Source organism: Labrys okinawensis (assembly GCF_002982075.1).
GTDB classification, from domain to species: domain Bacteria; phylum Pseudomonadota; class Alphaproteobacteria; order Rhizobiales; family Labraceae; genus Labrys; species Labrys okinawensis_A.
This window is the reverse complement of record NZ_PUEJ01000010.1, coordinates 52,352-79,095: the sequence shown is the minus strand read 5'-3', so window position 1 is coordinate 79,095 and position 26,744 is coordinate 52,352. Positions and strand designations below refer to the sequence as shown.

Below are 26,744 nucleotides of genomic sequence, written 5' to 3'. Positions count from 1 at the left end.
GAGAGCCATCGCGCAAATGGCGTCAAACCAGCGTGACTCGTTCCCCCGACTTGCGGCATCATGGGGGACAAGACTGGTTGCGCCTGCAAAGCTACGCGTGATAGACCGCGCCGTTCCGTGATTTTGCGCACAATCGAGGGTTTCATGTCTGTCGATGCCGCCACGGTGAAGCGTATCGCGCGTCTCGCGCGCATTGCCGTCACCGAAGAAGACGTTCCGCATTTGCAGGGCGAACTGAATGCCATCCTCGATTTCGTGGCCCAACTCGACGAAGTCGACGTCGACGGCATCGAGCCGATGACGTCGGTGACACCGATGGTGATGAAGAAGCGCCAGGACGTGGTGACGGACGGCAATATCGCCGAGAAGATCGTCGCCAACGCGCCGGCTTCCGAGGACAATTATTTCCTCGTTCCCAAGGTCGTCGACTGAGTTACGCCGTTTCCAGGCCCCGCGCGTTCGAGCCGCTGCCTTCCCGGCCGCTCCGAACCCGGGCCGTATCCGTTCAGGACATTCTTCCGTGAGCCATATTACCGATCTCACCCTTGCCGAAATCCGCGACGGCCTGAAGGCCAAGGCGTTTACCGCGACCGAGGCGGCCAAGGCCTATCTCGATGCGATGGAGAAGGCACGCGGCCTCAACGCCTATGTGCTGGAGACGCCGGAACAGGCGCTTGCGATGGCTGCGCGGGCCGATGACAAGCTCGCCCGGGGCGAGGGCGGCCCGCTCGAAGGCGTGCCGCTCGGCGTCAAGGACCTGTTTGCCACCGAGGGCGTACGCACCACCGCCTGCTCGCGCATTCTCGACAATTTCGTGCCCCCCTACGAGTCGACTGTGACGAGCCAGCTCTGGCGCGATGGCGCCGTGATGCTCGGCAAGACCAACAATGACGAATTCGCGATGGGCTCGTCGAACGAAACCTCCGCCTTCGGAGCGGCCGTCTCGCCTTGGCTGCCGCCGGGCTGGAGCGCCGAGGAAGGCAAGCGCAAGCTCGATGACGCACGCTCTGCCGGCAAGACGCCGGACGGCTTCCTGGTTCCCGGAGGCTCCTCGGGCGGGTCCGCCGCCGCCGTGGCCGCGCGCCTGTGCCCCGGTGCGGCCGGCACCGACACGGGCGGCTCCATCCGCCAGCCCGCCGCCATCACCGGTATCACCGGCATCAAGCCGACCTATGGCCGGTGCTCACGCTGGGGGATCATCGCCTACGCCTCGTCGCTCGACCAGGCGGGCGCCTTCGGCCATACCGTGCGCGATTGCGCCGTCATGCTCAATTCGATGGCCGGGCACGACCCCAAGGACACGACGTCCATGGATATCGCCGTACCCGACTACGAGGCGGCGATCGGCGGCAGCGTCAAGGGCAAGGTCATCGGCATTCCCAAGGAATATCGGGTCGAAGGCATGTCGGCGGAGATCGACGCGCTCTGGCAGAAGGGCATCGACTGGCTGCGTGATGCCGGCGCCGAGATCCGTGAGATCAGCCTGCCGCACACCAAATATGCCCTGCCGGCCTATTACATCGTGGCGCCGGCCGAGTGCTCCTCCAACCTGGCCCGCTATGACGGTGTGCGCTATGGCGAGAGGGTTGCCGGCCGCGAGATCACCGAGCTCTACGAGAACACCCGCGCTGCCGGTTTCGGCGCCGAGGTGAAGCGCCGCATCCTGATCGGCACCTATGTGCTCTCGGCCGGTTATTACGATGCCTATTACGTCAGGGCCCAGAAGATCCGCACGCTGATCAAGCGCGATTTCGAACAGGCCTATGCCGCCGGCGTCGACGCCATCCTCACGCCGGCCACACCGTCACCCGCCTTCGGCATCGGCGAAAAGGGTGGGGCCGATCCGGTGGAGATGTATCTCTACGACGTCTTCACGGTGACGGTGAACCTGGCCGGCCTGCCGGGCCTGTCCGTTCCGGCGGGGCTGTCCTCGGGCGGCCTGCCGCTCGGCCTGCAGCTCATCGGGCGCCCCTTCGACGAGGAGACGCTGTTCACCCTCGGCCATGCCGTCGAACAGGCGGCCGGCTCGCTCGGGCGACCAGAACGCTGGTGGGCCTGAGCATGAGCGGCGGCCAGAACACCGGCGAAACATCGGGCACGACCGAGACATTGGCGGATCTGCGCCGGGAGATCGATGCCATCGACGAAAAGCTGGTGCATCTGCTGGCCAGCCGCCTCAGGGTCGTGCAACGGGTGGTCAAGGTGAAGAACCGCGACGGCCTGCCCGCCAATATCCCCGAACGCGTCGAGGAAGTGGTGGCCTCTGCCTGCAGGCGGGCTGAAATCGAAGGATTGCCGCCCGAACTCGCCGAACTCATCTGGCGAGACATGGTGGCCTGGATCATCGACTACGAGAACCGGCACCTGAATGCCGACAGACGAGGCTGACGTCAGCCCGCTGCAACATTGAATTCTATTCTGAACCGGAGCCTAGACATGAACGCCACGGTTGACCCCAAGAAGCTGATCAAGGGCGCCACGGGCGACTGGGAAGTGGTTGTCGGCATGGAAATCCATGCCCAGGTCACCTCCGAATCCAAGCTGTTTTCCGGCGCCTCCACCAAGTTCGGCGGGGAGCCCAACAGCCATGTGTCGCTGGTCGATGCCGCCATGCCCGGCATGCTGCCGGTGATCAACGAGGAATGCGTGCGCCAGGCCATCCGCACCGGTCTCGGTCTCAGGGCGCAGGTCAATCTGAAATCGGTATTCGACCGCAAGAACTATTTCTATCCCGACCTGCCGCAGGGCTACCAGATCTCGCAGTACAAGCAGCCGATCATCGGCGAGGGCACCATCATCGTCGAGGTGCCGGAGACCGGTGAGACGCTGAGCGTGGGCATCGAGCGGCTTCATCTCGAGCAGGATGCCGGCAAGTCCATGCATGTGGGCGACGTCTCGCTGGTCGATCTCAACCGCTCGGGCGTGGCCCTGATGGAGATCGTCTCCAAGCCCGACCTGCGTTCGGCCGACGAGGCGCGCGCCTATGTCACCAAGCTGCGCACGATCCTGCGTTATCTCGGCACCTGCGACGGCGACATGGACAAGGGCAATCTGCGTGCCGACGTCAACGTCTCCGTGCGCCGCCCGGGCGAGCCCTTCGGCACGCGCTGCGAGATCAAGAACGTCAACTCGATCCGTTTCATCGGCCAGGCCGTCGAGGTCGAGGCCCGTCGCCAGATCGGCATTCTGGAGGATGGCGGCACCATTGACCAGGAGACCCGCCTCTACGATCCCAACAAGGGCGAGACGCGGTCCATGCGTTCGAAGGAAGAAGCGCATGACTATCGCTATTTTCCCGATCCGGATCTCCTGCCGCTCGAATTTGATCAGGCCTATGTCGATGATCTCGCCAGCCATTTGCCGGAACTGCCCGACCCCAAGAAGGCGCGCTTCATCAGCCAGTACGGCCTGTCGGCTTACGATGCCGGCGTGCTGACGGCCGAACGCGAATCTGCGGACTTCTTCGAGGAGGTCGCCAAGGGCCGTGACGGCAAGATCGCGGCAAACTGGGTAATCAACGAATTGTTCGGCCGGCTGAACAAGGAGGGGCTCGACATCACCTCTTCGCCCGTCTCGGCCCAGCAACTCGGCGGCATCGTCGATCTCATCGGCGAAAGCGTCATTTCGGGCAAGATCGCCAAGGATCTGTTCGAGATCGTCTGGACCGAGGGCGGCGACCCGCGCGCCATCGTCGAGGCCCGCGGCATGAAGCAGGTCACCGATACCGGTGCGATCGAGGCGGCCATCGATGCGGTGATATCGGCCAATCCCGACAAGGTCGAGCAGGTCAAGGCCAAGCCCACCATGCTCGGCTGGTTCGTCGGCCAGGTGATGAAGCAGAGCGGCGGCAAGGCCAACCCGCAGGCCGTGAACGACATCCTCAAGGCCAAGCTAGGGCTGTAATCAGCGGCGCGGTTTCTCTCCGGGATCGCGGGAATTGGCGCCTATCGCGTCTTCTCGCCGTCCCAATACCCCTTTGTCGCCGACATGTCGAAAACCCCCGGCTCCACGCGGAGGGCGTCGACCGCCATCTTGTTGGAGTCGGGATAGACGCACACCTCGTTCGGATTGCGCTCGCCGATCATCAGGTAGCGGCAGGGACCCGCGCCGCTGTTGACGAAGGAGTGGCCGATCTTCCGCCCGGCAGGAAAGCAGACATAGTCTCCCGGTTTCATGGCAAGGCGCTCTTCTCCCAGGATAAGCGTCAGCTCTCCTTCGAGGATCAGCGCATGCTCTTCCTCCAGCATATGGTAGTGGGTCGGACAGAGGCGCATGCCGGGAGCCGGGGATTCGATCAGCACGCCGACCCGATAGGCCCTGCCCGCAGCGGCGTAGCTCAGGTGCTTGGAAGAGCCGCCGAATTGCGGCCCGGCACCGTTCTCGTCCCAGGGCACGTCGTCCTGTGAGATGGGCGCAAGCGGCTTGATCGGCTTTGCCGCAAGATTGCCGATGATGTCGGGGCGTGGAAAGGCTGGATCGTCGAGGCCGGTGTCCTCGCCGTCCCAGTAATTGCGCGCTGCCTCGAGGTCGAGGAGGGCGTCCCTTCCGAGCGCCCGTACCAGCACCTTGTTCGAGTCGGTGTAGACCACCACCTCATTCTCGTTGCGCTCGCCGACGATCACATAGCGGGCCGGCGCGCTGGCGTGATTGAGCAGGCAATGGCCGGCCCGCTGGCCGGCAGGAAAGCAGATATAGTCGCCGGCCTTCAGCCTGTATATTTCGGTGCCGACCCGTACCGTGAGATCGCCCTCGAGGACGTAGACATGCTCTTCCTCGAAGATGTGAAAATGCGCCGGCGAGCTCTGCTTCCCCGGCTCCAGCTCCTCGATGGCAACCCCGACATGGTAGGATCCGCCGACGGCCGCCTGGGTGAGGTGCCGGTAGCGCACGCCGAAACGCGGCACCTCGGCCCATTCCGTCCAGGGCACGTCATGCGACGAAATCGGCCGCGCCGCCGGCTCTCTTTCTGTCGCCATCGCTCCACATCCTTTCGTCCAACAAGTCTCGGCCTCGTTTCAGCCGAAAGGGCGCGCCGCGCGTCTGGGCAGCGCGCCTGCCGGGCCTATTGACGGCTCCAGCTGACAGACCGGCAGATCAAGCCGCCGAGAACGCAGCCTGCCGTGGTGAGCCGGTTGCCCGAAAGGGTCATGGTGCCGGTATAGGTCTTGCCGTCTTCGGGATTGAAGGCCTTGCCTTTCCATTTGTCATCGCCCGACGGCGCCATGTCGTAGAACACGCGTTTGCCGACATTGCCCTGATGCTTGGGATCCTTGACCCAGACGACGGAGCCGCACAGAGCTTCCCCGCACGGGGCGATCTTCACCTTCGATTCGCCATTCTCCCTCAGCCAGGTTCCGGAAGCATCGCCCGCCTGGGCGGCCCCCGCCAACACAATGGTTGAGATAGTGGCTATAACGATTTGTGACAGCTTCAACTTCATCGATTTCACTCCCGGACGCGGCTGTAAGGGATCTTAGAAGGTGCCCTTGCGCAACCACATCATTTGCCAAACGCGGACAATGTGCAAATCGGCGCATCAGAGCTGGGGAACCGGTGGGTTTGCCCTGCGTTGCCCGTTTTGCAGGCATGCTTGTTTAGGAGGCGAATTCCGCTTGCTGCCGCCCATGCGACTGGCTAGATTGTGAGCACAAAGGAGCCCTGCATTCATGGTAGGCAAGGAAATCACGGCCACAATCGAATCCGTGCCGCCAAGGCGGCTGCGGATCGGCACGGTCGAGTTGGCGAACCCGGTGGTCCTGGCACCGATGTCCGGTGTGACCGATGCCGTGCTGCGCGGTATCGCGCAGCGCCAGGGTGCGGGCCTCGTGATTTCCGAGATGGTGGCGAGCGATCGTCTCGCCACGGGTGACGAGGAGGCGCGTTTGCGGGCCGAAGCGCCCGGCGGCGGGCCCCATGTCGTGCAGCTCGCGGGGTGCGAGGCGCGGTGGATGGGGGAGGCGGCCCGGGTGGCGGTCGACGCCGGCGCTGATGTCGTCGACATCAATATGGGCTGTCCGGCCAAGCGAGTCACCGGCGGCTGGTCGGGCTCTGCCCTGATGCGCGATCTCGATCATGCGCTCACCCTTATCGACGCGACGGTTTCGGCCGTGAAGGTCCCGGTGACGGTGAAGATGCGCCTGGGCTGGGATCATGCCAGCCTGAACGCGCCGGAGCTCGCCCGCCGCGCAGAGCAGGCGGGGGCCGCCATGATCACCGTGCATGGGCGCACACGCATGCAATTTTACAAGGGCACGGCCGATTGGCAGGCCATCCGGGCGGTCAAGCAGGCCGTCAGCATTCCCGTCGTCGCCAATGGCGATTGCCGGGGGCTCAGCGACGCCCTGGCCATGCTGCAGCAATCGGGCTGCGATGCCATCATGGTCGGCCGGGCCGCCCAGGGACGGCCATGGCTGCCGGGACATATCGCCCGCGAGCTCGCAGCCGGCGAAGCTCTGCCGGTGCCCGATGCACAGGTGCAGCGCGATCTCGCGCTCGAGCATTATCACGGGCTGCTCGATCTCTACGGGCCGGCGCACGGTATTCGCCACGCCCGCAAGCATCTGGCGTCCGCAATGGAGGCGGCTCAGACCTATTTCGGCGGCGGCCATGCCGAGCTGCGCCAGTCGGTGCTGACGGGCGACCAGCCCGGCGAGGTGGCGACCGCCTTCACCGCCTATTTCGCTAGTCTCGATCGGGTGGCCGCATGACAGCCCTGCCGCGCCACATGCCCAATCATGAAGCCGTCCTGAATGCCTTGCCCCACGCGATTCTGTCCGTGGATGCGCAGGGCAGGGTGCTCGATGCGAATATGGCGGCCGAGGCCTTCTTCGACGTCAGCGCCCCGATGATGCGGCGCAATCTGATCAAGGATCTCCTGCCCTTCGGCTCGCCGCTGCTGGCCCTGATCGAGCAGGTTCGCGAACGCAACGCCCCGGTGAACGAATATCGGGTCGATCTCGGCTCGCCCCGCCTCGGGGGCGAGCGGCATGTCGACATCCAGGTCGCTCCGATGCAGGATCAATCCGGCGGCGTGGTGATCATGCTGCAGGAACGCACCATTGCCGACAAGATGGACCGTCAGCTTACCCATCGCGGCGCCGCACGGTCGGTGACGGCGCTGGCGGCCATGCTCGCTCATGAGATCAAGAACCCGCTCTCCGGCATTCGCGGTGCGGCCCAGCTCCTGGAGCAGTCGGTCGAGGACGCCGACCGCGAGCTGACGCAGCTGATCTGCGAGGAGGCCGACCGCATCGTCAAGCTGGTCGACCGCATGGAAGTGTTCTCGGATGAGCGCCCGGTGGCGCGCAGCCCGGTGAACATCCATGTCGTGCTGGAGCATGTGAAGAAGCTGGCCCAGTCCGGCTTTGCCCGCAAGATCAAGTTCATCGAGGACTACGATCCCTCATTACCGCCGGTTCACGCCAACAAGGACCAGCTCGTTCAGGTCGTGCTCAACCTGGTCAAGAACGCTGCCGAGGCCGTTGACGGCGAGGCGGATGGCGAGATCACCATGACCACCGGCTTCAAGCCGGGCGTGCGCCTTTCGGTGCCGGGGTCGTCCTCGCGGGTCAGCCTGCCCATCGAAGTGTGCATCAAGGATAACGGGCCCGGCGTGGCGCCCGATCTCCTGCCCTACCTGTTCGATCCCTTCGTCACCACCAAGACCAGCGGTACTGGGCTGGGACTGGCCCTCGTCGCCAAGATCGTCGGCGATCACGGGGGCATCGTGGAATGCGAAAGCCAGAACAAGCGCACGGTCTTTCGCATCCTTCTTCCCATGTATCGTTCCGACTCCGAAGCAAAGCGGGTTCAGCCGTGACCGCTTGTTTGTTCTTTCGACGCGTCTTTGTGATTTGAACTGAAACGTTCAAATCACAAAACGCTTTAGCGCATAGGAAAATCGAGTATGCAGGCAGGCAGTATTCTCGTCGCGGATGACGACGCCGCCATCCGGACCGTGCTCAACCAGGCGCTGTCCCGTGCCGGTTATGAAGTGCGCTCGACCGGGAACGCCACCACCCTGTGGCGCTGGGTCAGTCAAGGCGAGGGGGATCTCGTCATCACCGATGTGGTGATGCCGGACGAGAACGCCTTCGACATGCTGCCGCGCATCAAGAAGGTGCGGCCCGAACTGCCTGTCGTGGTGATGAGCGCCCAGAACACGCTGATGACGGCGATCCGGGCCTCCGAGAAGGGTGCTTATGACTATCTGCCCAAACCTTTCGACCTGAAGGAACTGATCGCCATCGTCGGCCGCGCCTTGAGCGAGCCTCGCGGCAAGCCGGCGTCGCGCTCGGGCGAAGAAGCCGAGAGCATGCCGCTGGTCGGGCGTTCGGCCGCGATGCAGGAGATCTACCGCGTCCTTGCCCGCCTGATGCAGACGGACCTGACCGTGATGATCTCCGGTGAGTCAGGCACGGGCAAGGAACTGGTGGCCCGGGCTCTGCACGACTATGGCAAGCGGCGCAGTGGCGCCTTCGTCGCCATCAATATGGCGGCGATCCCGCGGGACCTGATCGAATCCGAATTGTTCGGCCATGAGAAGGGGGCCTTCACCGGCGCCAATGCCCGTTCCGTGGGACGGTTCGAGCAGGCCGAGGGCGGTACGCTCTTCCTCGACGAGATTGGCGATATGCCGATGGAGGCGCAGACGCGCCTGCTGCGCGTTCTGCAGCAGGGCGAATACACCACCGTGGGCGGGCGCACGCCGATCAAGACCGACGTGCGCATCGTGGCCGCCACCAACAAGGATCTGCGCATCCTGATCCAGCAGGGCCTGTTCCGCGAGGACCTGTTCTTCCGTCTCAACGTCGTGCCGCTGCGCCTACCGCCGCTGCGTGAGCGCGCCGAGGACGTGCCGGACCTCGCCCGCCACTTCTTCAAGCTGGTGGAGCGGGAGGGCTTGCCGGCCAAGCATCTGGACGCCTCCGCCGTCGAACGCCTCAAGCGCCATCGCTGGCCGGGCAATGTGCGCGAGCTCGAAAACCTGGTGCGCCGGCTTTGCGCGCTCTATCCCCAGGAGACGCTGACGGCTGCCATCATCGAGCAGGAATTGGCGACCTCGGAGACCATGCCGCTGGAGGCGGAGAACTCGGTCGACGAAACCCTGTCGGCCTCGGTCGAGCGCCACATGACCCGCTATTTCTCGAAGTTCGGCGACGATCTGCCGCCGCCCGGCCTCTATCACCGAGTGCTGCGCGACATCGAGGAGCCGTTGATCGGAGCGGCGCTTGCGGCGACGCGCGGAAACCAGATCAAGGCGGCCGAACTTCTCGGCGTCAACCGCAACACGTTGCGCAAGAAGATCCGCGACCTCGATATCCAGGTCATCCGCGCCATCCGGTGAGGCGCGGGCGCGGGCTCAATTCGGCGATTGCGGGAAGAAGAGCTTGCGCCGCTTGGACTTCATGCGGGCGGGCTCGAAATTCTCGCCGACCCATCCGTCGGTCGGGTCCAGGAAGATCGCCTGCGTTCCCTCGCTGCCCTTGAGCGCGAGTTGGTTCGCGACATTGCGGAAATAGAAATGCCGGAAGATGCGGTCGAACTCCGTCATGTAGATATCGGCCACGCGCGTGTCCCCGCGGATGAGCAGCATGTTCTCGTCATTGTTGACGAGCGAGTTCGTGGAAAAGTTTGCCGAACCGCTGATGACCAGTGGATCGTCCGACAGCGGGTCGATCAGCAGGATCTTGGTATGGATGTAGAAGACATTGCCTTCATAGCGGTAATGGCCTTCCTCCAGGAACCATCTGTCGAGTTTCCAGCCGGGAACCTTGGCGCGCAGCGTCATCTTGCCGAGAGCCGCGCCATTGGCGATCTGCAGATCGGGATCGTTGCCCAGCAGTTTCTCCGCCTTGGTGTCGAGCGGCTTTTCGAGCAGGATGTAGCGCAGGAAATCGACGTCTTCGGTAAAGGCCTGAGCCAGGGTGGCATTCACGCCGAAGGCCGCCGTGAACATCACGGTTTGCCGGGCTGCCCGGATGCGGTCGGCATACCAGGCGAGCAGGCTGTCATCGGGACGTGGACTGAACAGCGGGGTAATCGTGCCTGGTGGAAGCTCGCCCTGGGGCGCGGCATTTTCGGCCCCCACCCATTGGCGCAAGGGCTTCCACTCGGTGTCATCGGCAAGCTTTTCCCAATAGGCGAGATAGCGGGCGGCTAGTGCCTCATCCCGCACGAGATGGCCGACATTGCTCTGCCCCAGAAAGCCGGATGCGGTGAAGTTGGTCGAGCCGGTCCACAGGGCGATACGAGCCGGATCGTCCGAGAGGCGCAGGATGAATTTGTTGTGCGGGATGTCGTTGCGGCGGGTGCGCGGCAGCAGGATCGCCTTGGGCAGGCCGGCCGCCTTGATGGCTGCGGCGTTGGCTCTGGTGGCCTCGGTATCCCTGCGTTCGCCCTTTACGCTTTCCTGGCCGGCTTCATGGACGATGGCGACATCGACCTCGCGTTCATGCGCGGCAGCCAGGGCTTTCAGGACCGGCGGATAGCTGAATTCATAGGCGGCGACGCGCAGGCTTTCTCCCGGACGGGTGTCGGCGATGAAATCGAGAGCGGCCTCGAGGAGGCCGCGCGAGAGCCACTGGGTGGTGCGGTCTTGGCTGTCATCGGGATCGGCGGGGCCTCGATTGCCGAATTTCTCGGCGAAGGCCTGGCTCGCGATGGCGCCGCGATTGAAGTAGACGGCGTGCTTGCCGCTATCCTCGCTCTCGGTCGTGACCTCGATCTCGATGTCATTGCCGTAGCGCAGGTTCTTTGGCGTGCCGTAGACGGGACGGATCAGAAAGCCATAGCGGCGGCCGGGTTTGGCGGTGTAGTCGCTCCACAAGAAGCTCTGAATCGGATGTTCGAGCGTGGAATATTTCTGCCCCGGACGCGGTTCTGGAACCACCTCGCGAAACAATTTGGTGCCGCTCAGCCAGTAGGATTGATCCTCGGCGATGTCGGTGCGCTTGATGGCAAAGCCGAGCAGACCCTGGCGGGCCTTAGTGGTGGCGTCGAGCGCCAGGAGCACAACATGGCTGCCGGCGATGGCCCGAAGCGAAAGATCGCCATTCGTTGCTTGCGCTCGCATGCCTGGTTCTCCCGCTTCATGCGCCGATCGTTGCAACTGCGCGAATAGAATAGAGCATGGGCGTCCGACCGTTGCGTGACATGGGCAAGGCGACAAATCCGCTATCACCTGGCCTCGCCGCACTCCTACACTCAGCCGGATAGGGGATGCAGGCATGAACTCAATCAGGACCTCGGTACGCGCCTACGAAAACTGGCTGAAGGCAGAAATCGGAGCCGATTTCGTCGAGGGAGACCTCGACGAAAAACACCGCAAGATGCGCAGCAGCGCTTTCGCCTTCCTGCGTGCGACCTATTGGCGGTGGGCCGAGACGATCCTGGAAATCTGTCCGGAGCTTGCCGAGGCGCCGGAAGTGCTGGCGATAGGCGACACTCATCTGGAGAATTTCGGCACCTGGCGCGATAGCGAAGGGCGGTTGATCTGGGGCGCCAATGATTTCGACGATGCCGCCTCCATGCCCTATGTGCTCGATCTCGTGCGGCTTGCCACCAGTGCTTTGCTGGTGCGTGGCCGTGGCGATCCGCCGGCGCGGGAGGTCTGCAGGGCAATCGCGGACGGCTATGCCGCGGGGCTCGCCAATCCGGCGCCCGTCGTGCTCGAGCGCGATCACAAATGGCTGCGCAAGGCGGTGCTGCTGCCCGAACTCGAACGCAAGGCGTTCTGGAGCAAGTTCGATATCAGGACACGAAACCCCATCAGGCCCGATTACGAACGGAGGCTGCGGGCCTCGATGCCCGATCCGCGGAGCGAATGCCGTTTCGCTCCCAGGCAGGCGGGAACCGGGAGTCTCGGCCGGGCGCGCTTCGTCGCCTGCGGCGAGTGGCGGGGAGGGCCGGTGCTGCGCGAGGCCAAGAGGCTGACCATCTCGGCCTGGTCCTGCCGTTTCGATCCCAAGGCCAGGGCGATCCTGGCGGAAACGATCGCGACCGGCCGCTGCCGGGCGCCCGACCCGCATTACGGAGTGAAGGACGACATATTGGTGCGGCGCTTGTCGCCCAACAGCCGCAAGCTGGAGGTGAAAACTGCGGCCGACGAGTTTCTGTCGCCCCGCATGCTGGCATTGATGGGCCATGAAATCGCCAATTGCCAGGCCGATGATCCCCACAGAGTGCCGCTTCTGCAGGCGGATTTGCGCAGGCGCGGGAAAGACTGGCTCTGCAATGCCGCCGAGGCGGCAGCCGAGGCGATGATCGGCGAGCAAAGCGAGTTCGCCTGAACTCTGATGAGTCCGCTCGTCAGTTTCGCCTTGATTCTGTTACAATTCGGCAACACTGTTGCAAGAATCACTCAGCGCGGAATCGCCGAGCTGATCGATCGACACAGAGGTGAGGACGGCGTTCGAATGGCAGTTGCAGACAGCGCCCAGCAAACGGTGCCAGACGTTGCCAGCATGCCGGCGCGGCGCCTCGGCTTGCTCGGTTTCGGCCTGGTCATTCTTTCGGTCGCCTCGGCCATTGGCACCTTCTTCGTGTTGGTTGACGTCGAGCCGGTGTCGTTGCTGCTCAAGAGCACGGTCTCCCATCTGCGCTTCTATCTCGGCATCGACGCGGCCGTGCAGGCGCCCAATACCGATATCGCCTATAGCAACGCCATCGATGCGCTTTTCATTGTCAATGCTTCCTTCATCGTGGCGCTGCTGGTGCTGCTGGCGGTCGAAGCCGGCAATCTGATCGTCGCAAGGCGCCGCGGCCAGGCCGGCGCGGCGCTGCATATGCGGGTGATCGGACTGTTTTCCGTCGTATCCGCCGTGCCAGTCCTGCTGCTGGCGACGGTGGCGATCATCTCGCTCGACCGCGGCCTCGACAATCTGTTCTCGACGCGCGTCAGCAACATCGTCAACACCTCGGTCGCGGTCGCCAATTCCTACCAGGACGAGCAGGCCCAGCAGTTGCGGTTTGCCGGCCTGTCCATGGCGGCCGACCTCAACAAATATTCGCCGCTCTATTCGGCCGACAGGTCGCAATTTCAGCGCCTGTTCGACATGCTCGCCGTGAATTACGGCCTGTCCAGCGCCATGATCCTGACGCGGGACGGCCAGGTGACCGACCAGTCCTATGTGCCCGGCAGCCTGCCCTTCTTTCTGCCGGCCAAGCTGTTTCCAGCTCTTGCCGCCGCCGATCAGCAGCCGGCCGTGCGTATCGACCCCGGCACGCAGAACGTCACGGGCCAGATCATCAAGCTGGCCGCCTACACCGACCGCTATCTCTTCATCGTCCGGCCCTTCGATCCCAAGATCGCCGAATATATCCGCCAGACCGGCGAGGACTCGGCTCGCTTCGAGAATCTGAAGGCATCCCGTTTCCCGACCCAGGTCAACTTCGCGCTGCTCTATGCCATCATCGCCCTCAATATGCTGCTGGCGGCGATCTGGATCGGCCTTTCCTTCGCCAATCGCCTGGTGGAACCGATCAGGCGCCTGATCAGTGCCGCCGACCAGGTCGGCAGCGGCAATCTCAACGTGCATGTGCCGGTGGAACGACGCTCGGGCGATCTCGGCAAGCTCGGCGATACCTTCAACAACATGACGGATACGCTGCGCACCCAGCGCAATGACCTGCTTGGTGCCAATGATCTGCTCGACAGCCGCCGGCGCTTCATTGAGGCGGTGCTGTCCGGCGTTTCCACGGGCGTGATCGGCATTGACGACGAAGGCAAGATCACCGTGGTCAATCCCCTCGCCAGTACCTGGATCAAATCGCGCCAGTCCCCCGTCGGGCGCCCCCTGGCCGAGCTGATGCCGGAGCTCTCCACCTACCTCGCCGACGCCCTCGGCACGAGGTCGCGGCTGGTCCAGGGCCAGATCACCATCAATCGAGACGGGCGTGAGCGCAATCTCACCGTGCGCGTCACCTCCGAGCAGTCCACCATGCGCGAGCACGGATATGTGGTCACGCTGGACGACATCACCGAGCTCGTGGTGGCGCAGCGCAGCTCGGCCTGGGCGGACGTGGCGCGCCGCATCGCCCACGAGATCAAGAATCCGTTGACTCCCATCCAGCTCTCGGCCGAACGCATCCGGCGCAAATATGGCAAGGTCATCGTGGAAGATCGCGAGGTCTTCGACCAATGCACCGATACCATCGTGCGCCAGGTCGATGACATCAAGCGCATGGTCGACGAATTTTCCTCCTTCGCCCGTATGCCCAAGCCCTCGATCGAGAGCGAGGATTTCGGTGAAATGGTGAAGCAGGTCGTGTTCATGATGCGCATCGGCTATCCCGACATCAGCTTCAACTATCAGCCGCCGCCTGAGCCGATCATCGCCCGCTTCGACCGGCGCCTGCTCTCGCAGGCCGTCACCAACATCGTGAAGAACGCCACCGAGGCCATTGCCGGCCGGCCCGACGATCGCAAGGGTCCGGGCACCGTGGACGTGCGGGTGGTGCGCAGAGGGGCGGATATCGCCGTGGAGGTGATCGACAACGGCATCGGCCTGCCCAAGGAAAACCGCCAGAAGCTGCTGGAGCCCTATGTCACCACGCGCGAGAAGGGCACCGGCCTTGGCCTGGCCATTGTCGGCAAAATCATGGAGGAGCACGGCGGCGGCATCGAGCTGCTCGACGCGCCGGCGGTGGCCGAAGGCGGCCATGGCGCCATGATGCGCCTGTGGTTTCCGGCCGAAGCGACGGCGAAGCCCGACGCAGCCAAGCCCGGCACAGCCAAGAACGAGGCGGCGCAATGATGCATCGACCCAGTCTTCCCTCTGGCGATGGCAGCTTATGCGATACGCGCTTGAAAAGCGTTTGCGAGCGACGTGCCTGGTCTCAGCCGGGGGACGCGTTGGATTCACCTCATGCAAGCAGGAACTAGACGATGGCGACCGACATTCTGATCGTTGACGATGAGGCCGATATCCGAGAGCTCGTTGCCGGCATCCTCGAGGATGAAGGCCACGGCGCGCGAACGGCGAAAGATGCCGACGATGCCCTTGCGAGCGTCGCCCAGCGCCGGCCTCATCTCATCTTCCTCGATATCTGGATGCAGGGGTCTCGCCTCGACGGGCTCCAGCTCCTGGAGGTCCTGAAGGCCGAGCACCCCGAAGTTCCGGTGGTGATGATCTCGGGGCATGGCAATATCGAAACCGCCGTAGCCGCGATCAAGATCGGTGCCTACGACTTCATCGAGAAGCCGTTCAAGGCTGACAGGCTGGTGCTGGTTGCCGAGCGTGCCCTGGAGACTTCGCGTCTGCGCCGGGAGGTCAACCAGCTGCGCCAGATCTCGGGCAGCACGTCCAAGATGATCGGGCGGTCCTCGGCCATGAACCAGCTTCGGCAGGTGATCGAGAAGACCGCACCGACCAATAGCCGTATCCTGATCGCCGGTCCGCCCGGATCGGGCAAGGAACTGGCTGCCCGCACCATTCATCAGGCCTCGCAGCGTGCCGAGGGACCTTTCGTGGTGCTCAATTCGGCCTCGATCCTGCCGGAAACCATGGAAACCGAGTTGTTCGGCGTGGAAGGTGGCGATGGCCGGGCCCGCAAAGTCGGTGCTTTCGAGGAGGCCCATGGCGGCACGCTGTTCTTCGACGAGGTCGCCGATCTGCCCCGCGAAACCCAGGGCAAGATCCTGCGGGTGCTGATCGACCAGAACTTCTCTCGCGTCGGTGGCGCCACCAAGGTGCATGTCGACGTGCGCATCATCACCTCGACCTCGCGTGACCTCACGGAGGAAGTGGCGGATGGACGCTTCCGCGAAGATCTCCTGCACCGTCTCTCGGTGGTGCCGATCCGCGTGCCCGGCCTGTCCGAGCGTCGCGAGGATATTCCGGAACTGGTGGACTATTTCCAGGGACAGATCGCCCAGGCGACCGGCCTGCCGCGGCGCGTGGTCGGCCCCGACGCCATGGCGGTGCTGCAGTCGCATGAATGGCCCGGCAATGTGCGCCAACTCCGTAACAATATCGAGCGGCTGATGATTCTGGTGGGCGGCGATGCCGATGCCACTATCACCGCCGAAATGTTGCCGCCGGAAATCGGTGCGCTGATGCCGACCCGCCCGAACGGGCAGGGGGGCGAACAGCTGATGGGGCTGCAATTGCGCGATGCACGCGAATTGTTCGAGCGCGAATATCTGATCGCCCAGATCAACCGCTTCGGCGGCAATATCTCGCGCACGGCCGAGTTCGTCGGCATGGAACGCTCGGCTCTGCATCGCAAGCTGAAATCGCTCGGCGTGGGGGCGTAAGCGGGAACGGTCATCGGTTCCGGCCATTCAGCCGCCGATAGGCCGGCGGCCGAATGGCCAACGCGGCCTTGGCTATGTCAGGGCTTTCCAAAGGTTCCAGGCGCTGAGCGAGGTGATCAGTACGCCGACTATGACAAGCAGGGCGCGGGTTGGCAGCTGCCTGCCCAGCAGGGCCGCCAGGGGAGCGGCGAACAGCCCGCCGAAGACCAGGCCGGCAATGGTGGTCCAATGCGTGAAACCGCCGAGCAGGGCAAAGGAAAAGCCGCTGGCGATGGCAAGGAAGAACTCGGCGGCGTTGACCGAGCCGATCGTGGTACGCGGGTCCTGGCCGGTGCCGAGCAGCGAGGTCGTCACCACCGGCCCCCAACCACCACCGCCGATCGCATCGACGAAGCCGCCAGCAACGGCAAGTGGTGCGACGAAGGTTGGCGGATCGGTGCGGACGTGAATGGTCCGGAACGCCTTGCTGACGATATAGAGGCCCAGCAGCAGCAGATAGGCCGATATCCAGGGCGCGAGGAGCTCGCCATCGATGGTGGTGACCAGATAGGCCCCCAACACGGCGCCGACGACGCCTGGAATGAGCAGGCGTGCGAACAGCCTGCCGTCCACATTGCCCAGCCTCCAATGCGCCAGGCCGGAAAAACCGGTGGTGAAGATCTCGGCGATGTGAACCGAGGCCGAAGCCGCGGCCGGCGGCACGCCGGCCGAAAGCAGGAAGGTCGTTGAGGTCACTCCATAGGCCATGCCGAGGGCGCCATCGACGATCTGGGCCAGCAGCCCGACGGCAGCGGCCGTCCAGAAACCGCGCGAGAGCAGGCCCGAGCCAATTTCGGCGGGAGCGATATTCCAGTCGATGGGGGCGTACCAGAGCCCTGCTGCGATAGCCAGGGCAGCCAGGGCGGGGATGAGGATGAAAGCAATGCGCGTCAAACGATGTCGTTTGCTGAGTGCAATGGGCGAAATATCCGAGTGGTCATGGTGGGCTCAAACGGTCAGCCGGGTCAAGGCTGAAGGCTGGGACGCTCGTCCTTGTGCCGGCGGTGTTCGCGCGCTCGGTTTGCGGCGCCAAACTCCGAGCGATGGTTCGCAGGAGATGTCGCGGACAGGATCAAGAGCGGCCGGCGTCTGTTGGCAGGGAGGTCATTGCAGCAGATATGCTGAGATTTGGCGTCTTACTACTTACCCATCCGCCAAAGCGTGAGGGTGTTGGCGGCGCCGGTGCCGCGGTGTTCGTGTAAAATACCCGACGGTACATCGCATAGCTTGCCATCAAGCGAAATTCATCTTGCTATTAGAAAAGAAAGCTCTACAAAAAAGTAATAATATAGCTTGAGGCACATGGCATGCGGGGGCAGGCGGTTGCAGAGCTAGGCAGACCGGGCGGCCTGCCGGGGAGCCGGGTGCGTCGTGTCGATATCTGGCTGATCAAGGCTACGCGATATGACGATGACGGCTATCCGATCCGCTGGATACGGTCCGCCATTCCATCCAACTCGCTCGCCTGCGTCTGGGCCCTGGTGGAAGATGCCATATCCCGGCAGGTCTTCGGTCCCGGTGTCGAAACCCGGGTCCACGCCATCGACGAGACCAATACGCGCGTCGACATCTCGGCCATTCTGAGGAGCCATCAGGCCGAGGGCGCGCGGGCTATCGTGATGCTGGTCGGTGTGCAGACCAACCAATATCCCCGGGCGATGGATATTGCGCGTCCGCTGCGAGCCGCCGGCGTGCCGGTCTGCATCGGCGGCTTCCATGTCTCGGGCTGTGTCGCCATGCTGGGCGAGGATGCCGAGGAGCTTTCTTTGGCACGGGAACTCGGTGTCAGCCAGTTTGCCGGCGAGGCCGAGCCCGATCGCCTCGATGCGGTGCTGCGCGATGCCGTGGCCGGCACCTTGAAGCCGCTCTACAATCATCTGAAGGACCAGCCTGGCCTGCAGAACGTGCCTGTGCCGCTCCTGCCTGGGCCTATCGTGCGGCGCTCCTTCACCCACTGGTCGAGTTTCGATCTCGGCCGCGGCTGCCCGTTCGAATGCTCCTTCTGCACCATCATCAACGTCCAGGGGCGCAAAAGCCGCTTCCGCACGGCGGATGAACTGGAGGCCATCATCCGGCTGAATGCCGCGGAGGGCGTCAGCAAATTCTTCGTGACGGACGACAATTTCGCCCGCAACCGCAATTGGGAAGCCTATTGCGACCGGCTGATCGAATTGCGCGAGCGCGAGGGTCTGGAGGCCCGGCTGCTGATTCAGGTCGACACCATGGCTCATCGCATTCCCGGCTTTATCGACAAGGTGGTGCGGGCCGGCGTGCGGCTGATCTTCATCGGGCTCGAAAACATCAATCCCGACAATCTCGAAGCGGCCAAGAAGCGTCAGAACCGCATCGAGGAATATCGCGAGATGGTGCTGGCGTGGAAGCGCCATCCAGTGGTGATCAGCTGCGGCTACATCATCGGCTTTCCCGCCGATACGAGAGAATCGATCCTGCGCGACGTGGATCTGATCAAGCGTGAATTGGCCATCGACGTGCTCTACTTCAACATCCTTACGCCTCTGCCCGGCAGCGAGGATCACAAGCGCATGAAGGACGCCGGCGTATGGATGGACCCGGACTTCAACAAATATGACCTGAACCATCGCGTCACCCATCATCCCAAAATGAGCGACGCCGAGCTTGACGCCGTCTTCCACGAGGCCAGCCGGCGCTACTACGATTTCGAGCATATGGAGCGGGTGTTCAAACGTCGGGTGCAGCTCAAGAACGGCATGCGCCTGACCACGCTCTACAATCTGATCGCCTATCGCGAGGGGCCGCGGCGGGAAGGCGTTGCCTTCGCGGAATTCGGTCTCGGCCGCATCATCGACCGCCGGGAGCGGCGCCACGGGCTGCCGCTCGAAAACCCGCTGCATTTCTATGCCCGCTATGCTTGGCGCTTTGCGCGGACCATGGGCGCCTATGCCTATACCTATGGCCGGCTGCGCCTGAGCGTGGCCAAGGCCTGGCGGGCGTGGGGGCGTCAGGATGAATTCCCTTATGCCGACGAAGCCATCGCCGCCATCGACGAAAGGCTGGATCCACTGGTCCAGGAAACGGCGGATCGCAGCACGCCCTATGCGAAGCGGCGCCAGGAAAACCGTCTGAAATCTCGGCTTGCGGCCGGTTTCGGCACGGAGCCGGGTCTGGAAGGCGAGGCCGTCGGTCAATAGCCGCTTCATTGCCTCTGCGACAGGGGGCAGGTCTTCAGGCCCTGACTCGATAATCGCAAACAGAGCCGAGAAAAGCTGAGTTTTGTCATGCCCGGACCTGTCCCGGGCATCCAGATAGCGTCGCTCGTCGAGGTTGGCCGTGGATTGCCGAACCAAGCCCGGCAATGACGAAAGTCGTGTTTTGCCGGCTTTTCGGTCAGGCGCTCAAAGCCCGCCCGGATGCCGCGTTTGCCGGTGGACCCTTAGGCCGGTTCGGCCTTGGCCGGTTCGTGCAGGCGGGACAGGCTGGCGATCAGGCTGCGGTCATGCAGCGCCACGAAACGCTCCTTCGCATTCAGCCATTTGGCGGCCTCCTCGATCGAGGCGGCCTCTGCGATCTTGGCCTGCGCCATGACGCGATCCTGCTCGAAACGACCGCGCTCCCGCGATGCCGTAGCCGGCAGCATGGTCTCGTGGAGCGCCCGGAAGCCCGCATCGCGGTAGACGACCTCGATGGCATCGCTGTCGTCTTCGCCAATGGCTGCGAGTTCGGTGCTCAGCGCGTTGGCTCGGGTCGCCACCTCCGGCGGATGCGTCTCCTCCGGTGTCGCCAGGATGCCGTGGCGGCGGAGCCACAGGCCAAGGGCGAGCTGACCGGACGCCCAGGAAAGCGGGATGGCGAGCAGGAGGCCGATGATGGTCGGCGACATCCAGGTGAACAGATAGGGCGAGATCACATAGGCAGCCACACCGGCAAAGGCACCGAGGATGGTGTGCGAGCGATGGCGCTTGACGATGTCGCGGAAAGGGATCGACCCGTCGTCGCGCCGCTGCGGCTTCCAGCCGGAGTCGCGTCCGACCAGGATTTCGAATACCGCGCCCGACTGGATCAGCATCATCACCGGGGCGAGCAAGGCCGAGAGAATGATCTCGAGCAGAACCGACAGAGTCAGCCGGAGGCCGCCGCCGCTCGCCCGGCGGTTGGGACCGTCGAGCAGCATGATGATCAGGCCGAAGATCTTCGGCGCCAGCAGGATACCCATGGTGCCGCCGAACAGCGCCAGAGCGAGTTCTGCATTGAACACCGGCCAGGTCGGGAAGAGCGAGAACTCGTCGGTGAAATATTCGCGCCGGATGAAATGGGCCTGCAGCGCGATGGTCAGACCGACCAGGAGCTGGAGCAGCCAGAGCGGGCTTGCCAGATAGGAGAAGATGCCGTTGGCGAAATGCTGGCGCGTGCAGGGGTGGAACCCCTTGGAGCCGATCACGCGGGCGTGCTGCAGATTGCCCTGGCACCAGCGCCGGTCGCGCGCCGACAGGTCGATCAGCGAAGGCGGGCTCTCCTCGTAGGAACCCGTGATGTCGTTGAGCATATAGACGGCGTAGCCGGCGCGACGGATCAGCGCCGCCTCGACGAAATCATGGCTGAGGATATGGCCGCCGAAAGGGGGGCGGCCGGACAGGTCCGGCATGCCGCAATGCGCCGCAAAGGCCTTGGTGCGGATGATGGCGTTATGGCCCCAGTAATTGCCGTCATGGCCCATCCAGAGCGACAGGCCTTCGGCGATCACCGGGCCATAGACGCGGGCGGCGAATTGCTGGATGCGCGCGAACAGGGTGTTGCGGTTGATGATCAGCGGCAGCGTCTGGATGATGCCGGCATCCGGGTCGCGTTCCATGGCGGCGGCCAGCTGCACGACGGAGGCACCCGTCATCAGGCTGTCTGCGTCGAGCACCAGCATATGGTCGTAGGAGCCGCCCCAGCGCGTGACCCAATTGGCGATGTTGCCCGCCTTGCGGTTCGTATTGCGCTGACGATGATGGTACCAGAGCTGGATGTCCGGCCCCAGCCGCTTGCGCATGGCCAGGAAGGCGCGCTCCTCGGCGATCCACACATTCGGATCGGTGGTGTCGGAGACGAAGAAATAATCGAAGGCGCGGCCGAGCCCGGTCTGTTCCACCGATTCGATGATGGCCTGCATCGCGCCGAAAACGCGGCTCGGCGCCTCGTTGTAGATCGGCATGAGCACGGCGGTGCGCGTGCTCAATTGCTGCGGCAGCGGCTGGGTGCGGCGCCGGTGGAAGAGCAGATAGACGAAGCCCGCGACGCCCGCTGTGAAGGCAAGGGCGATCCAGGAGAAGTTCAGCACGAACAGGCAGACCAGGGCCCATTCCAGGAAGGTGACCCCGCCGACTTCGACGACCTTGTACATTTCCCAGGCGCCGAAAGCGGTGAGCGCCAGCATGCCGCCGAAAACGAACAGCCGGATGAGCCAAGAACCGTGATGCAGGGCCGGATGGATCCAGGAGCGGCGTTCCGAGCGCGACCACTTGGTCAGCGACTGCACCGGCATCTCCAGCCGGCTCTCCTCCGGCATGGCGGGGCGCTGATAGACCCATTCCTGCGACGGAGCGGGGGTGGTGCCGCCGGTGTGTTCCTCTACGGTGTCCATCGATACAGCCATGTCTCACTTACAGGCTTGCCGTCCTTGACCAGCACGGCACGCATTTCCGAATAGGTTTCGCTGCTCGGGTCGAGGCCGAAACTCAGGCGACCGATGCGCCGCTCCGTTTCCAGAGTCAAACTGACGTCGCTCAACTTGCCGGGATTGACGGTGATCTCCGGGGTGACTCCATTGAGGTTGTCGGCATTGGCGAACAGATCGCCCTGGAAGTCGATCACGAACAGACGCCGCTTTGAGCCCAGGGCACCGACACGCGTTTCGTGCACGAGCACCATCGGCGGGCGTTCCGCCGGCGTCCAGCACCAATTGGTGCGATAGGCGAAGGAATAGTCCTTGCCCGCCTCGAGGGCATCCTTGGGGCGCCAATAGGTGATGATGTTGTCGTGAATTTCCTGATCCGTCGGGATCTCCACGAGCTGGATCGAGCCCTCGCCCCAGTCGCCCTTGGGCGTAATCCATACGCTGGGCTGCATTTCGTAGCGATGCCGGCTGTCCTCATAGTCGGCCGGATCGCGATTGCGCTGCAGCAGGCCGAAGCCGCGCGGCGTCTTGTCGACAAAGGCAGAGATCTGCAGCGTCTCCGGATTCTGCAGCGGACGCCAGATCCATTCACCGCCGCCGGACAGCATCTGCAGCCCGGAGGAGCCGTGCACGGCCACGCGCACGTCGTCGACACCCTTGCGGTCGTTGGATCCGAACAAATACATGGAATTCAGCGGCGCGATGCCGACATGCTCGATCTTGGCGCGCGGGAAAATCGTGGTCTCGACGTCGATGGTCGTGATCTCGCCCGGATGCAGCGTGAGATGGAACGCGCCCGTCGCCGCTTCCGAGTCGAGCAGGGCGTGCACCACCAGATTCTCGGCGTTCTGCGGTGGACGCTCGATCCAGAAGGCGCGGAAGGCGGGGAACTCCTCGCCGCTGGCTTCGCCCGTATTGATCGCCAGACCGCGCGCCGCTGCACCATAGACCTGGTTCTTGGCGATGGCGCGGAAATAGCTGGCGCCCTGGAAGATGGCGAAATCGTCGAGCCGATCGGGCATGTCGATCGGCGCCTTCAGACGAAAGCCGGAAAAGCCGAGTTTTGAATCGGGCGGCGGCGCGGCGATCTTGCCGAAATCGAACATCGCCGGCTCATAAGGCACGATGAGGACACGGCCGTCCTCGACGGTGAACAGATCGACGGGCGTGGCATAGATGAAGCCGCGATGCAGGGGCTCGATCACGAAACCGCGGTGATCCTGGCTCCAAATGCCCCGGTCGGGCCGGAACCGGATCGAGACATATTGCTCGTAGTCCAGATTCTGCAGGGAGGACGGCAATGTGGCGTCCGGAGCCTGATAGGGGGCCTTGGCCAGGTTCCTTGCATATTCCAGGAGTTTGTCGCGGGAGAAGACCTCGCCTTCCTTCAGGCCGGGGGCGTCGATCGCTGCCCGGGCTCCCTGCGGGGAGGCCAGCACACCGGCGGCTATGGAGGCAAATTTCAAGAAGTCGCGTCTGTTCATGGTCTTCTTAACGCGCTTTCGGCAGGCGCAATAGGTGTGGCTGGGCAAGGAACGGCACCACGTCCCTCGGGAGGAAGCGTCGGGTCTTCATCGGGGCACCATAGGTGATACGGTCGCCGGCAACAACTGGCGGGTGTATTCGCGACATCGTGCCCCGATCATCCCCACGCCCGAGCTGTCGGCTTCAACCGAAGAATCGTGACGACTTCATGATGTAGAAGGAGAAACTTTCCATTTTCTTGCGCGGGCCGGTCCTTTCCCGCACGTGAAGCTCGATGCCGGGCCGGGAAGAGGGGAGGGTGTGATCGAGATCGCCTTGGGGGGCCGGGAAATCCCGCAAAGCGGCCAAGTTCAGCAGCGATGGCGCTTGTTTCGTTGACTTTGAGGGCCCGTTTCTGCCACTACCGGCCGTGAATTGCGTGGGCTGTTCACGCGTGGGCATGCCGGCAGGCCGAATCACGGAGCCGCCGGCGCCTGTGCCTGCCGCCCACGCCATCTGACTTGCCTTGAAAGAAGATCATGATCGAGACCACCTTTGACCCCGCCAGCGTCGAGCCGCGCGTGTCCGCGGCCTGGGAAGAGGCGCAGGCCTTCCGCGCGGGCCGCCCCGATCGGGCCGGCGCCGCACCTTACTCGATCGTGATTCCGCCGCCGAACGTCACCGGCTCGCTCCATATGGGCCACGCACTTAACAACACGCTGCAGGATATCCTCTGCCGCTTCGAGCGCATGCGCGGCAAGGATGTGCTCTGGCAGCCCGGCACGGACCATGCAGGCATCGCAACCCAGATGGTGGTCGAACGCCAGCTCCAGGAACGCCAGATTCACCGGCGCGAGATCGGACGCGAGAAGTTCCTCGAACATGTCTGGGCCTGGAAGGCGGAATCGGGCGGCACTATCGTCAACCAGCTCAAACGCCTTGGCGCTTCCTGCGACTGGTCGCGCGAACGCTTCACCATGGACGAGGGCCTCTCCAAGGCGGTGATCGAGATCTTCGTGCGCCTGAACGAGGCGGGCCTGATCTACAAGGACAAGCGCCTGGTCAGCTGGGACCCCAAGCTCCTGACCGCGATCTCCGACATCGAAGTCGAGCAGATCGAGGTGAATGGCAGTCTGTGGCACTTCGCCTATCCGGTGGTCGACGAGGCGGGCAAGGAAACCGGAGAGACGATCACCGTCGCCACCACGCGCCCGGAAACCATGCTCGGCGATACCGCCGTGGCGGTGCATCCTTCGGATGAACGCTATACCCATCTGGTCGGCAAGAAAGTGCGGCTGCCGCTGGTCGGCCGGCTGATTCCGATCGTCGCCGACGAATATTCCGATCCCGAGAAGGGCACCGGCGCGGTGAAGATCACGCCGGCGCACGACTTCAACGATTTCGAAGTCGGCAGGCGGCACAGCCTCGAGGTGATCAATATCCTCACGGCCGAGGCCCGGATCAACGACAACGCACCCGAGGCCTATCGCGGTTTGGAGCGCTTCGAGGCGCGCAAGCGCATCGTCGCGGACATGGAGGCGGAAGGCCGCCTGGTCGAGATCGAGAAGCATAAGCACCAGGTGCCGCATGGCGATCGTTCGGGGGTGCCGATCGAGCCCTGGCTCACCGACCAGTGGTATCTGAACGTCCGTCCGCTCGCCGAGGAGGCCCTGGCGGCCGTGCGTCGCGGCCAGACGCGCTTCGTGCCGCAGAACTGGGAGAAGACCTTTTTCGACTGGCTGGAGAACATCCAGCCCTGGTGCGTGTCGCGCCAGCTGTGGTGGGGACACCAGATTCCGGCCTGGTATGGCCCGGATGGCGGCTACGTCATCGCCCGCGACGAGAAGGAAGCGCGCGCCAAGGCCGATGAAAAATGGGGCGCAGGCGCTGCGATCACCCGCGACGAGGATGTTCTCGACACCTGGTTCTCCTCGGCCCTATGGCCCTATTCGACCTTCGGCTGGCCGGACAAGACGGCGGAACTCGCCAGATATTACCCGACCTCCGTGGTGGTGACGGGCTTCGACATCATCTTCTTCTGGGTCGCCCGCATGATGATGACGGGCCTGTTCACTCAGAACGACGTGCCCTTCAAGGATGTCTATCTGCACGCTCTCGTCCGTGACGAGAAGGGCGCCAAAATGTCGAAATCAAAGGGGAACGTGATGGACCCCCTGGATATCATCGACGGCATCGAGCTCGAAGCCCTCATCGCCAAGCGCACCTCGGCCCTGGCCAACAAGGCCGATGTCGCCCATGTCACCTCGGAGACGCGGAAAGCCTATCCGAACGGCATCGAGCGCTATGGCGCCGACGCCCTGCGCTTCTTCCTGGCGGCGATGGCGGCTCCCGGGCGCGACATCAAGCTGTCGATCGACCGGGTCAAGGGCTATCGCAATTTCGGCACCAAGCTGTGGAACGCCACGCGTTTTGCCGAGATGAAGGGCTGCGTGCGCGATCCCAACTTCGACCCGAAATCGGCGAAGATCGCCCTCAACCGCTGGATCGCCGGCGAGGCCGAGAAGGCCACCGGCGAAATCCAGCGCGCCATCGAGGCCTATCGTTTCAACGATGCCGCCAACGCGGTCTATCGCTTCATCTGGAACGTGGTGTGCGACTGGTATGTCGAGCTCGCCAAGCCGATCATCGAGGGCGAGGACGAGGCGGCGCGGGCCGAAACGCGCGCCATGGTCGCCTTTATCCTCGATCAGTCCACGCTCCTGCTGCATCCCTTCATGCCCTTCATGACCGAGGAGCTCTGGTCGGTAACGGCGGGATCAATCCCGCGGGCTCAGATGGCGGCGCTGACCGCCTGGCCGGATCTTGGCGGTCTGCTCGATGCGGCGGCGGACGAGGAGATCGGCTGGCTGGTCGACCTCGTCACCGAGATCCGCTCGATCCGTACCGAAGTCGGTGTGCCCGGCGGCGCGCAGGTGCCGCTGGTCATGGTGAACGCCTCTCCTGCCATCGAGACACGGGTCGCTGCCCATGGCGAGACGCTCAAGCGCCTGGCCCGTATCAGCGAGATCAGCTTCGCGCCGTCAGCCCCGAAGGGCTCGGTGCAGATCATCGCCCGCGGAGCGGTGGCGGCCCTGGCGCTGGAGGGCGTGGTCGACATCGAGGCCGAGAAGGCACGCCTGAAGAAGGAAACCGACAAGATCGACGGCGAGATCGCCAAGATCAATGCCAAGCTCAGCAATCCCGATTTCATCGCCCGTGCGAAGGAAGAGGTGATCGAGGAAAACCGCGAGCGCCTCGAAGAAGCCACAGCCCGCCGTGCCAAGCTGCAGGATGCCCTGGCCGGCCTGTAATGAAAATGTGTGCCGGTCTTCAGACCGGCACATCAAT

At 63.8% G+C, this 26,744-nt stretch carries 18 protein-coding genes; 12 read left to right on the top strand and 6 right to left on the bottom strand.

The genetic code is table 11. From position 1 onward, the window contains the following. Positions 1–144 precede the first annotated feature (144 nt). The 4 genes from gatC (at position 145) to gatB (ending at position 3,903) form a co-directional block, all read left to right on the top strand. Entirely contained in the window at positions 145–432 is a 288-nt protein-coding gene (gene gatC / locus C5L14_RS23680) for an Asp-tRNA(Asn)/Glu-tRNA(Gln) amidotransferase subunit GatC (RefSeq protein ID WP_068297110.1), read from the top strand. Positions 433–520: 88 nt separating this feature from the next. After that, positions 521–2,059, top strand: a complete 1,539-nt coding sequence (locus tag C5L14_RS23675; RefSeq protein WP_105864545.1) for an amidase — start codon at positions 521–523, stop codon at positions 2,057–2,059. Positions 2,060–2,061: 2 nt separating this feature from the next. Further along, positions 2,062–2,388, top strand: coding sequence for a chorismate mutase (locus C5L14_RS23670; protein ID WP_105864704.1), 327 nt, complete (start codon positions 2,062–2,064; stop codon positions 2,386–2,388). A 48-nt stretch (positions 2,389–2,436) separates the two neighbouring features. Further along, on the top strand, positions 2,437–3,903 hold the full coding sequence (gene gatB, locus C5L14_RS23665) for an Asp-tRNA(Asn)/Glu-tRNA(Gln) amidotransferase subunit GatB (protein ID WP_105864544.1): 1,467 nt from the start codon (positions 2,437–2,439) through the stop codon (positions 3,901–3,903). Positions 3,904–3,944: 41 nt separating this feature from the next. On the opposite strand, the gene C5L14_RS23660 is transcribed toward gatB, so the two are convergent. Next, positions 3,945–4,976 carry a cupin domain-containing protein gene (locus C5L14_RS23660; RefSeq protein ID WP_105864543.1) on the bottom strand — a complete coding sequence of 344 codons (1,032 nt, stop codon included), beginning with the start codon at positions 4,974–4,976 and terminating at the stop codon, positions 3,945–3,947. Between the two features lie 86 nt (positions 4,977–5,062). Then, positions 5,063–5,440: a DUF2147 domain-containing protein gene (locus tag C5L14_RS23655; protein WP_105864542.1), complete on the bottom strand. Its 378-nt coding sequence runs from the start codon at positions 5,438–5,440 to the stop codon at positions 5,063–5,065. Between the two features lie 226 nt (positions 5,441–5,666). Here C5L14_RS23655 and dusB point away from each other — a divergent pair, with 226 nt between their 5' ends. The 3 genes from dusB to ntrC all read left to right on the top strand — a co-directional run bounded on the left by dusB (position 5,667) and on the right by ntrC (position 9,346). Continuing rightward, the gene (gene dusB, locus C5L14_RS23650; protein WP_105864541.1) at positions 5,667–6,707 is read left to right on the top strand and encodes a tRNA dihydrouridine synthase DusB; all 1,041 of its coding nucleotides are present in this window, start codon (positions 5,667–5,669) and stop codon (positions 6,705–6,707) included. Further along, positions 6,704–7,819: a two-component system sensor histidine kinase NtrB gene (locus tag C5L14_RS23645; protein ID WP_105864540.1), complete on the top strand. Its 1,116-nt coding sequence runs from the start codon at positions 6,704–6,706 to the stop codon at positions 7,817–7,819. The genes dusB and C5L14_RS23645 overlap by 4 nt, the downstream gene beginning before the upstream one ends. Positions 7,820–7,906: 87 nt before the next feature. Continuing rightward, positions 7,907–9,346, top strand: coding sequence for a nitrogen regulation protein NR(I) (gene ntrC / locus C5L14_RS23640; RefSeq protein WP_105864539.1), 1,440 nt, complete (start codon positions 7,907–7,909; stop codon positions 9,344–9,346). Positions 9,347–9,361: 15 nt separating this feature from the next. Here the strand turns inward: ntrC and C5L14_RS23635 are convergent, their stop codons facing one another. After that, positions 9,362–11,074, bottom strand: coding sequence for a phospholipase D-like domain-containing protein (locus tag C5L14_RS23635; RefSeq protein WP_181161309.1), 1,713 nt, complete (start codon positions 11,072–11,074; stop codon positions 9,362–9,364). A 154-nt stretch (positions 11,075–11,228) separates the two neighbouring features. Here C5L14_RS23635 and C5L14_RS23630 point away from each other — a divergent pair, with 154 nt between their 5' ends. From C5L14_RS23630 to C5L14_RS23620, 3 genes are all read left to right on the top strand, one after another. Beyond that, positions 11,229–12,290 carry a DUF2252 family protein gene (locus tag C5L14_RS23630; RefSeq protein WP_105864537.1) on the top strand — a complete coding sequence of 354 codons (1,062 nt, stop codon included), beginning with the start codon at positions 11,229–11,231 and terminating at the stop codon, positions 12,288–12,290. Positions 12,291–12,416: 126 nt separating this feature from the next. Beyond that, positions 12,417–14,756, top strand: a complete 2,340-nt coding sequence (locus tag C5L14_RS23625; protein WP_181161308.1) for a sensor histidine kinase NtrY-like — start codon at positions 12,417–12,419, stop codon at positions 14,754–14,756. A 131-nt stretch (positions 14,757–14,887) separates the two neighbouring features. Next, a complete protein-coding gene (locus tag C5L14_RS23620; RefSeq protein ID WP_105864535.1) occupies positions 14,888–16,258 on the top strand; it encodes a sigma-54-dependent transcriptional regulator in 1,371 nt (456 codons plus the stop codon). 72 nt (positions 16,259–16,330) lie between these two features. Here the strand turns inward: C5L14_RS23620 and C5L14_RS23615 are convergent, their stop codons facing one another. After that, positions 16,331–17,191, bottom strand: coding sequence for a sulfite exporter TauE/SafE family protein (locus C5L14_RS23615; RefSeq protein ID WP_428832650.1), 861 nt, complete (start codon positions 17,189–17,191; stop codon positions 16,331–16,333). 470 nt (positions 17,192–17,661) lie between these two features. On the opposite strand from C5L14_RS23615, the gene C5L14_RS23610 reads away from it, so the two are divergent. After that, complete coding sequence (locus C5L14_RS23610; protein ID WP_245443531.1) at positions 17,662–19,467, top strand: B12-binding domain-containing radical SAM protein; 1,806 nt, start codon at positions 17,662–17,664, stop codon at positions 19,465–19,467. Between the two features lie 242 nt (positions 19,468–19,709). Here C5L14_RS23610 and mdoH read toward each other — a convergent pair whose 3' ends face one another. Both mdoH and C5L14_RS23600 read right to left on the bottom strand, forming a co-directional pair. Then, positions 19,710–21,911, bottom strand: coding sequence for a glucans biosynthesis glucosyltransferase MdoH (mdoH, locus tag C5L14_RS23605; RefSeq protein ID WP_281062584.1), 2,202 nt, complete (start codon positions 21,909–21,911; stop codon positions 19,710–19,712). Then, positions 21,887–23,416, bottom strand: a complete 1,530-nt coding sequence (locus C5L14_RS23600) for a glucan biosynthesis protein (protein WP_105864532.1) — start codon at positions 23,414–23,416, stop codon at positions 21,887–21,889. The genes mdoH and C5L14_RS23600 overlap by 25 nt, the downstream gene beginning before the upstream one ends. Before the next feature lie 519 nt (positions 23,417–23,935). On the opposite strand from C5L14_RS23600, the gene C5L14_RS23595 reads away from it, so the two are divergent. After that, positions 23,936–26,707, top strand: a complete 2,772-nt coding sequence (locus C5L14_RS23595) for a valine--tRNA ligase (protein ID WP_105864531.1) — start codon at positions 23,936–23,938, stop codon at positions 26,705–26,707. The last annotated feature ends 37 nt before the right edge of the window (positions 26,708–26,744 follow it).

Coding starts and splice junctions, on each gene's coding strand:
- C5L14_RS23670 (WP_105864704.1), top strand. CDS start 2,062: ATGAGCGGCGGCCAGAACACCGGCGAAACATCGGGCACGACCGAGACA.
- C5L14_RS23655 (WP_105864542.1), bottom strand. CDS start 5,440: ATGAAGTTGAAGCTGTCACAAATCGTTATAGCCACTATCTCAACCATT.
- ntrC (WP_105864539.1), top strand. CDS start 7,907: ATGCAGGCAGGCAGTATTCTCGTCGCGGATGACGACGCCGCCATCCGG.
- gatC (WP_068297110.1), top strand. CDS start 145: ATGTCTGTCGATGCCGCCACGGTGAAGCGTATCGCGCGTCTCGCGCGC.
- C5L14_RS23595 (WP_105864531.1), top strand. CDS start 23,936: ATGATCGAGACCACCTTTGACCCCGCCAGCGTCGAGCCGCGCGTGTCC.
- C5L14_RS23635 (WP_181161309.1), bottom strand. CDS start 11,074: ATGCGAGCGCAAGCAACGAATGGCGATCTTTCGCTTCGGGCCATCGCC.
- C5L14_RS23660 (WP_105864543.1), bottom strand. CDS start 4,976: ATGGCGACAGAAAGAGAGCCGGCGGCGCGGCCGATTTCGTCGCATGAC.
- gatB (WP_105864544.1), top strand. CDS start 2,437: ATGAACGCCACGGTTGACCCCAAGAAGCTGATCAAGGGCGCCACGGGC.
- C5L14_RS23630 (WP_105864537.1), top strand. CDS start 11,229: ATGAACTCAATCAGGACCTCGGTACGCGCCTACGAAAACTGGCTGAAG.
- C5L14_RS23625 (WP_181161308.1), top strand. CDS start 12,417: ATGGCAGTTGCAGACAGCGCCCAGCAAACGGTGCCAGACGTTGCCAGC.
- mdoH (WP_281062584.1), bottom strand. CDS start 21,911: ATGGCTGTATCGATGGACACCGTAGAGGAACACACCGGCGGCACCACC.
- dusB (WP_105864541.1), top strand. CDS start 5,667: ATGGTAGGCAAGGAAATCACGGCCACAATCGAATCCGTGCCGCCAAGG.
- C5L14_RS23645 (WP_105864540.1), top strand. CDS start 6,704: ATGACAGCCCTGCCGCGCCACATGCCCAATCATGAAGCCGTCCTGAAT.
- C5L14_RS23600 (WP_105864532.1), bottom strand. CDS start 23,416: ATGAACAGACGCGACTTCTTGAAATTTGCCTCCATAGCCGCCGGTGTG.
- C5L14_RS23620 (WP_105864535.1), top strand. CDS start 14,888: ATGGCGACCGACATTCTGATCGTTGACGATGAGGCCGATATCCGAGAG.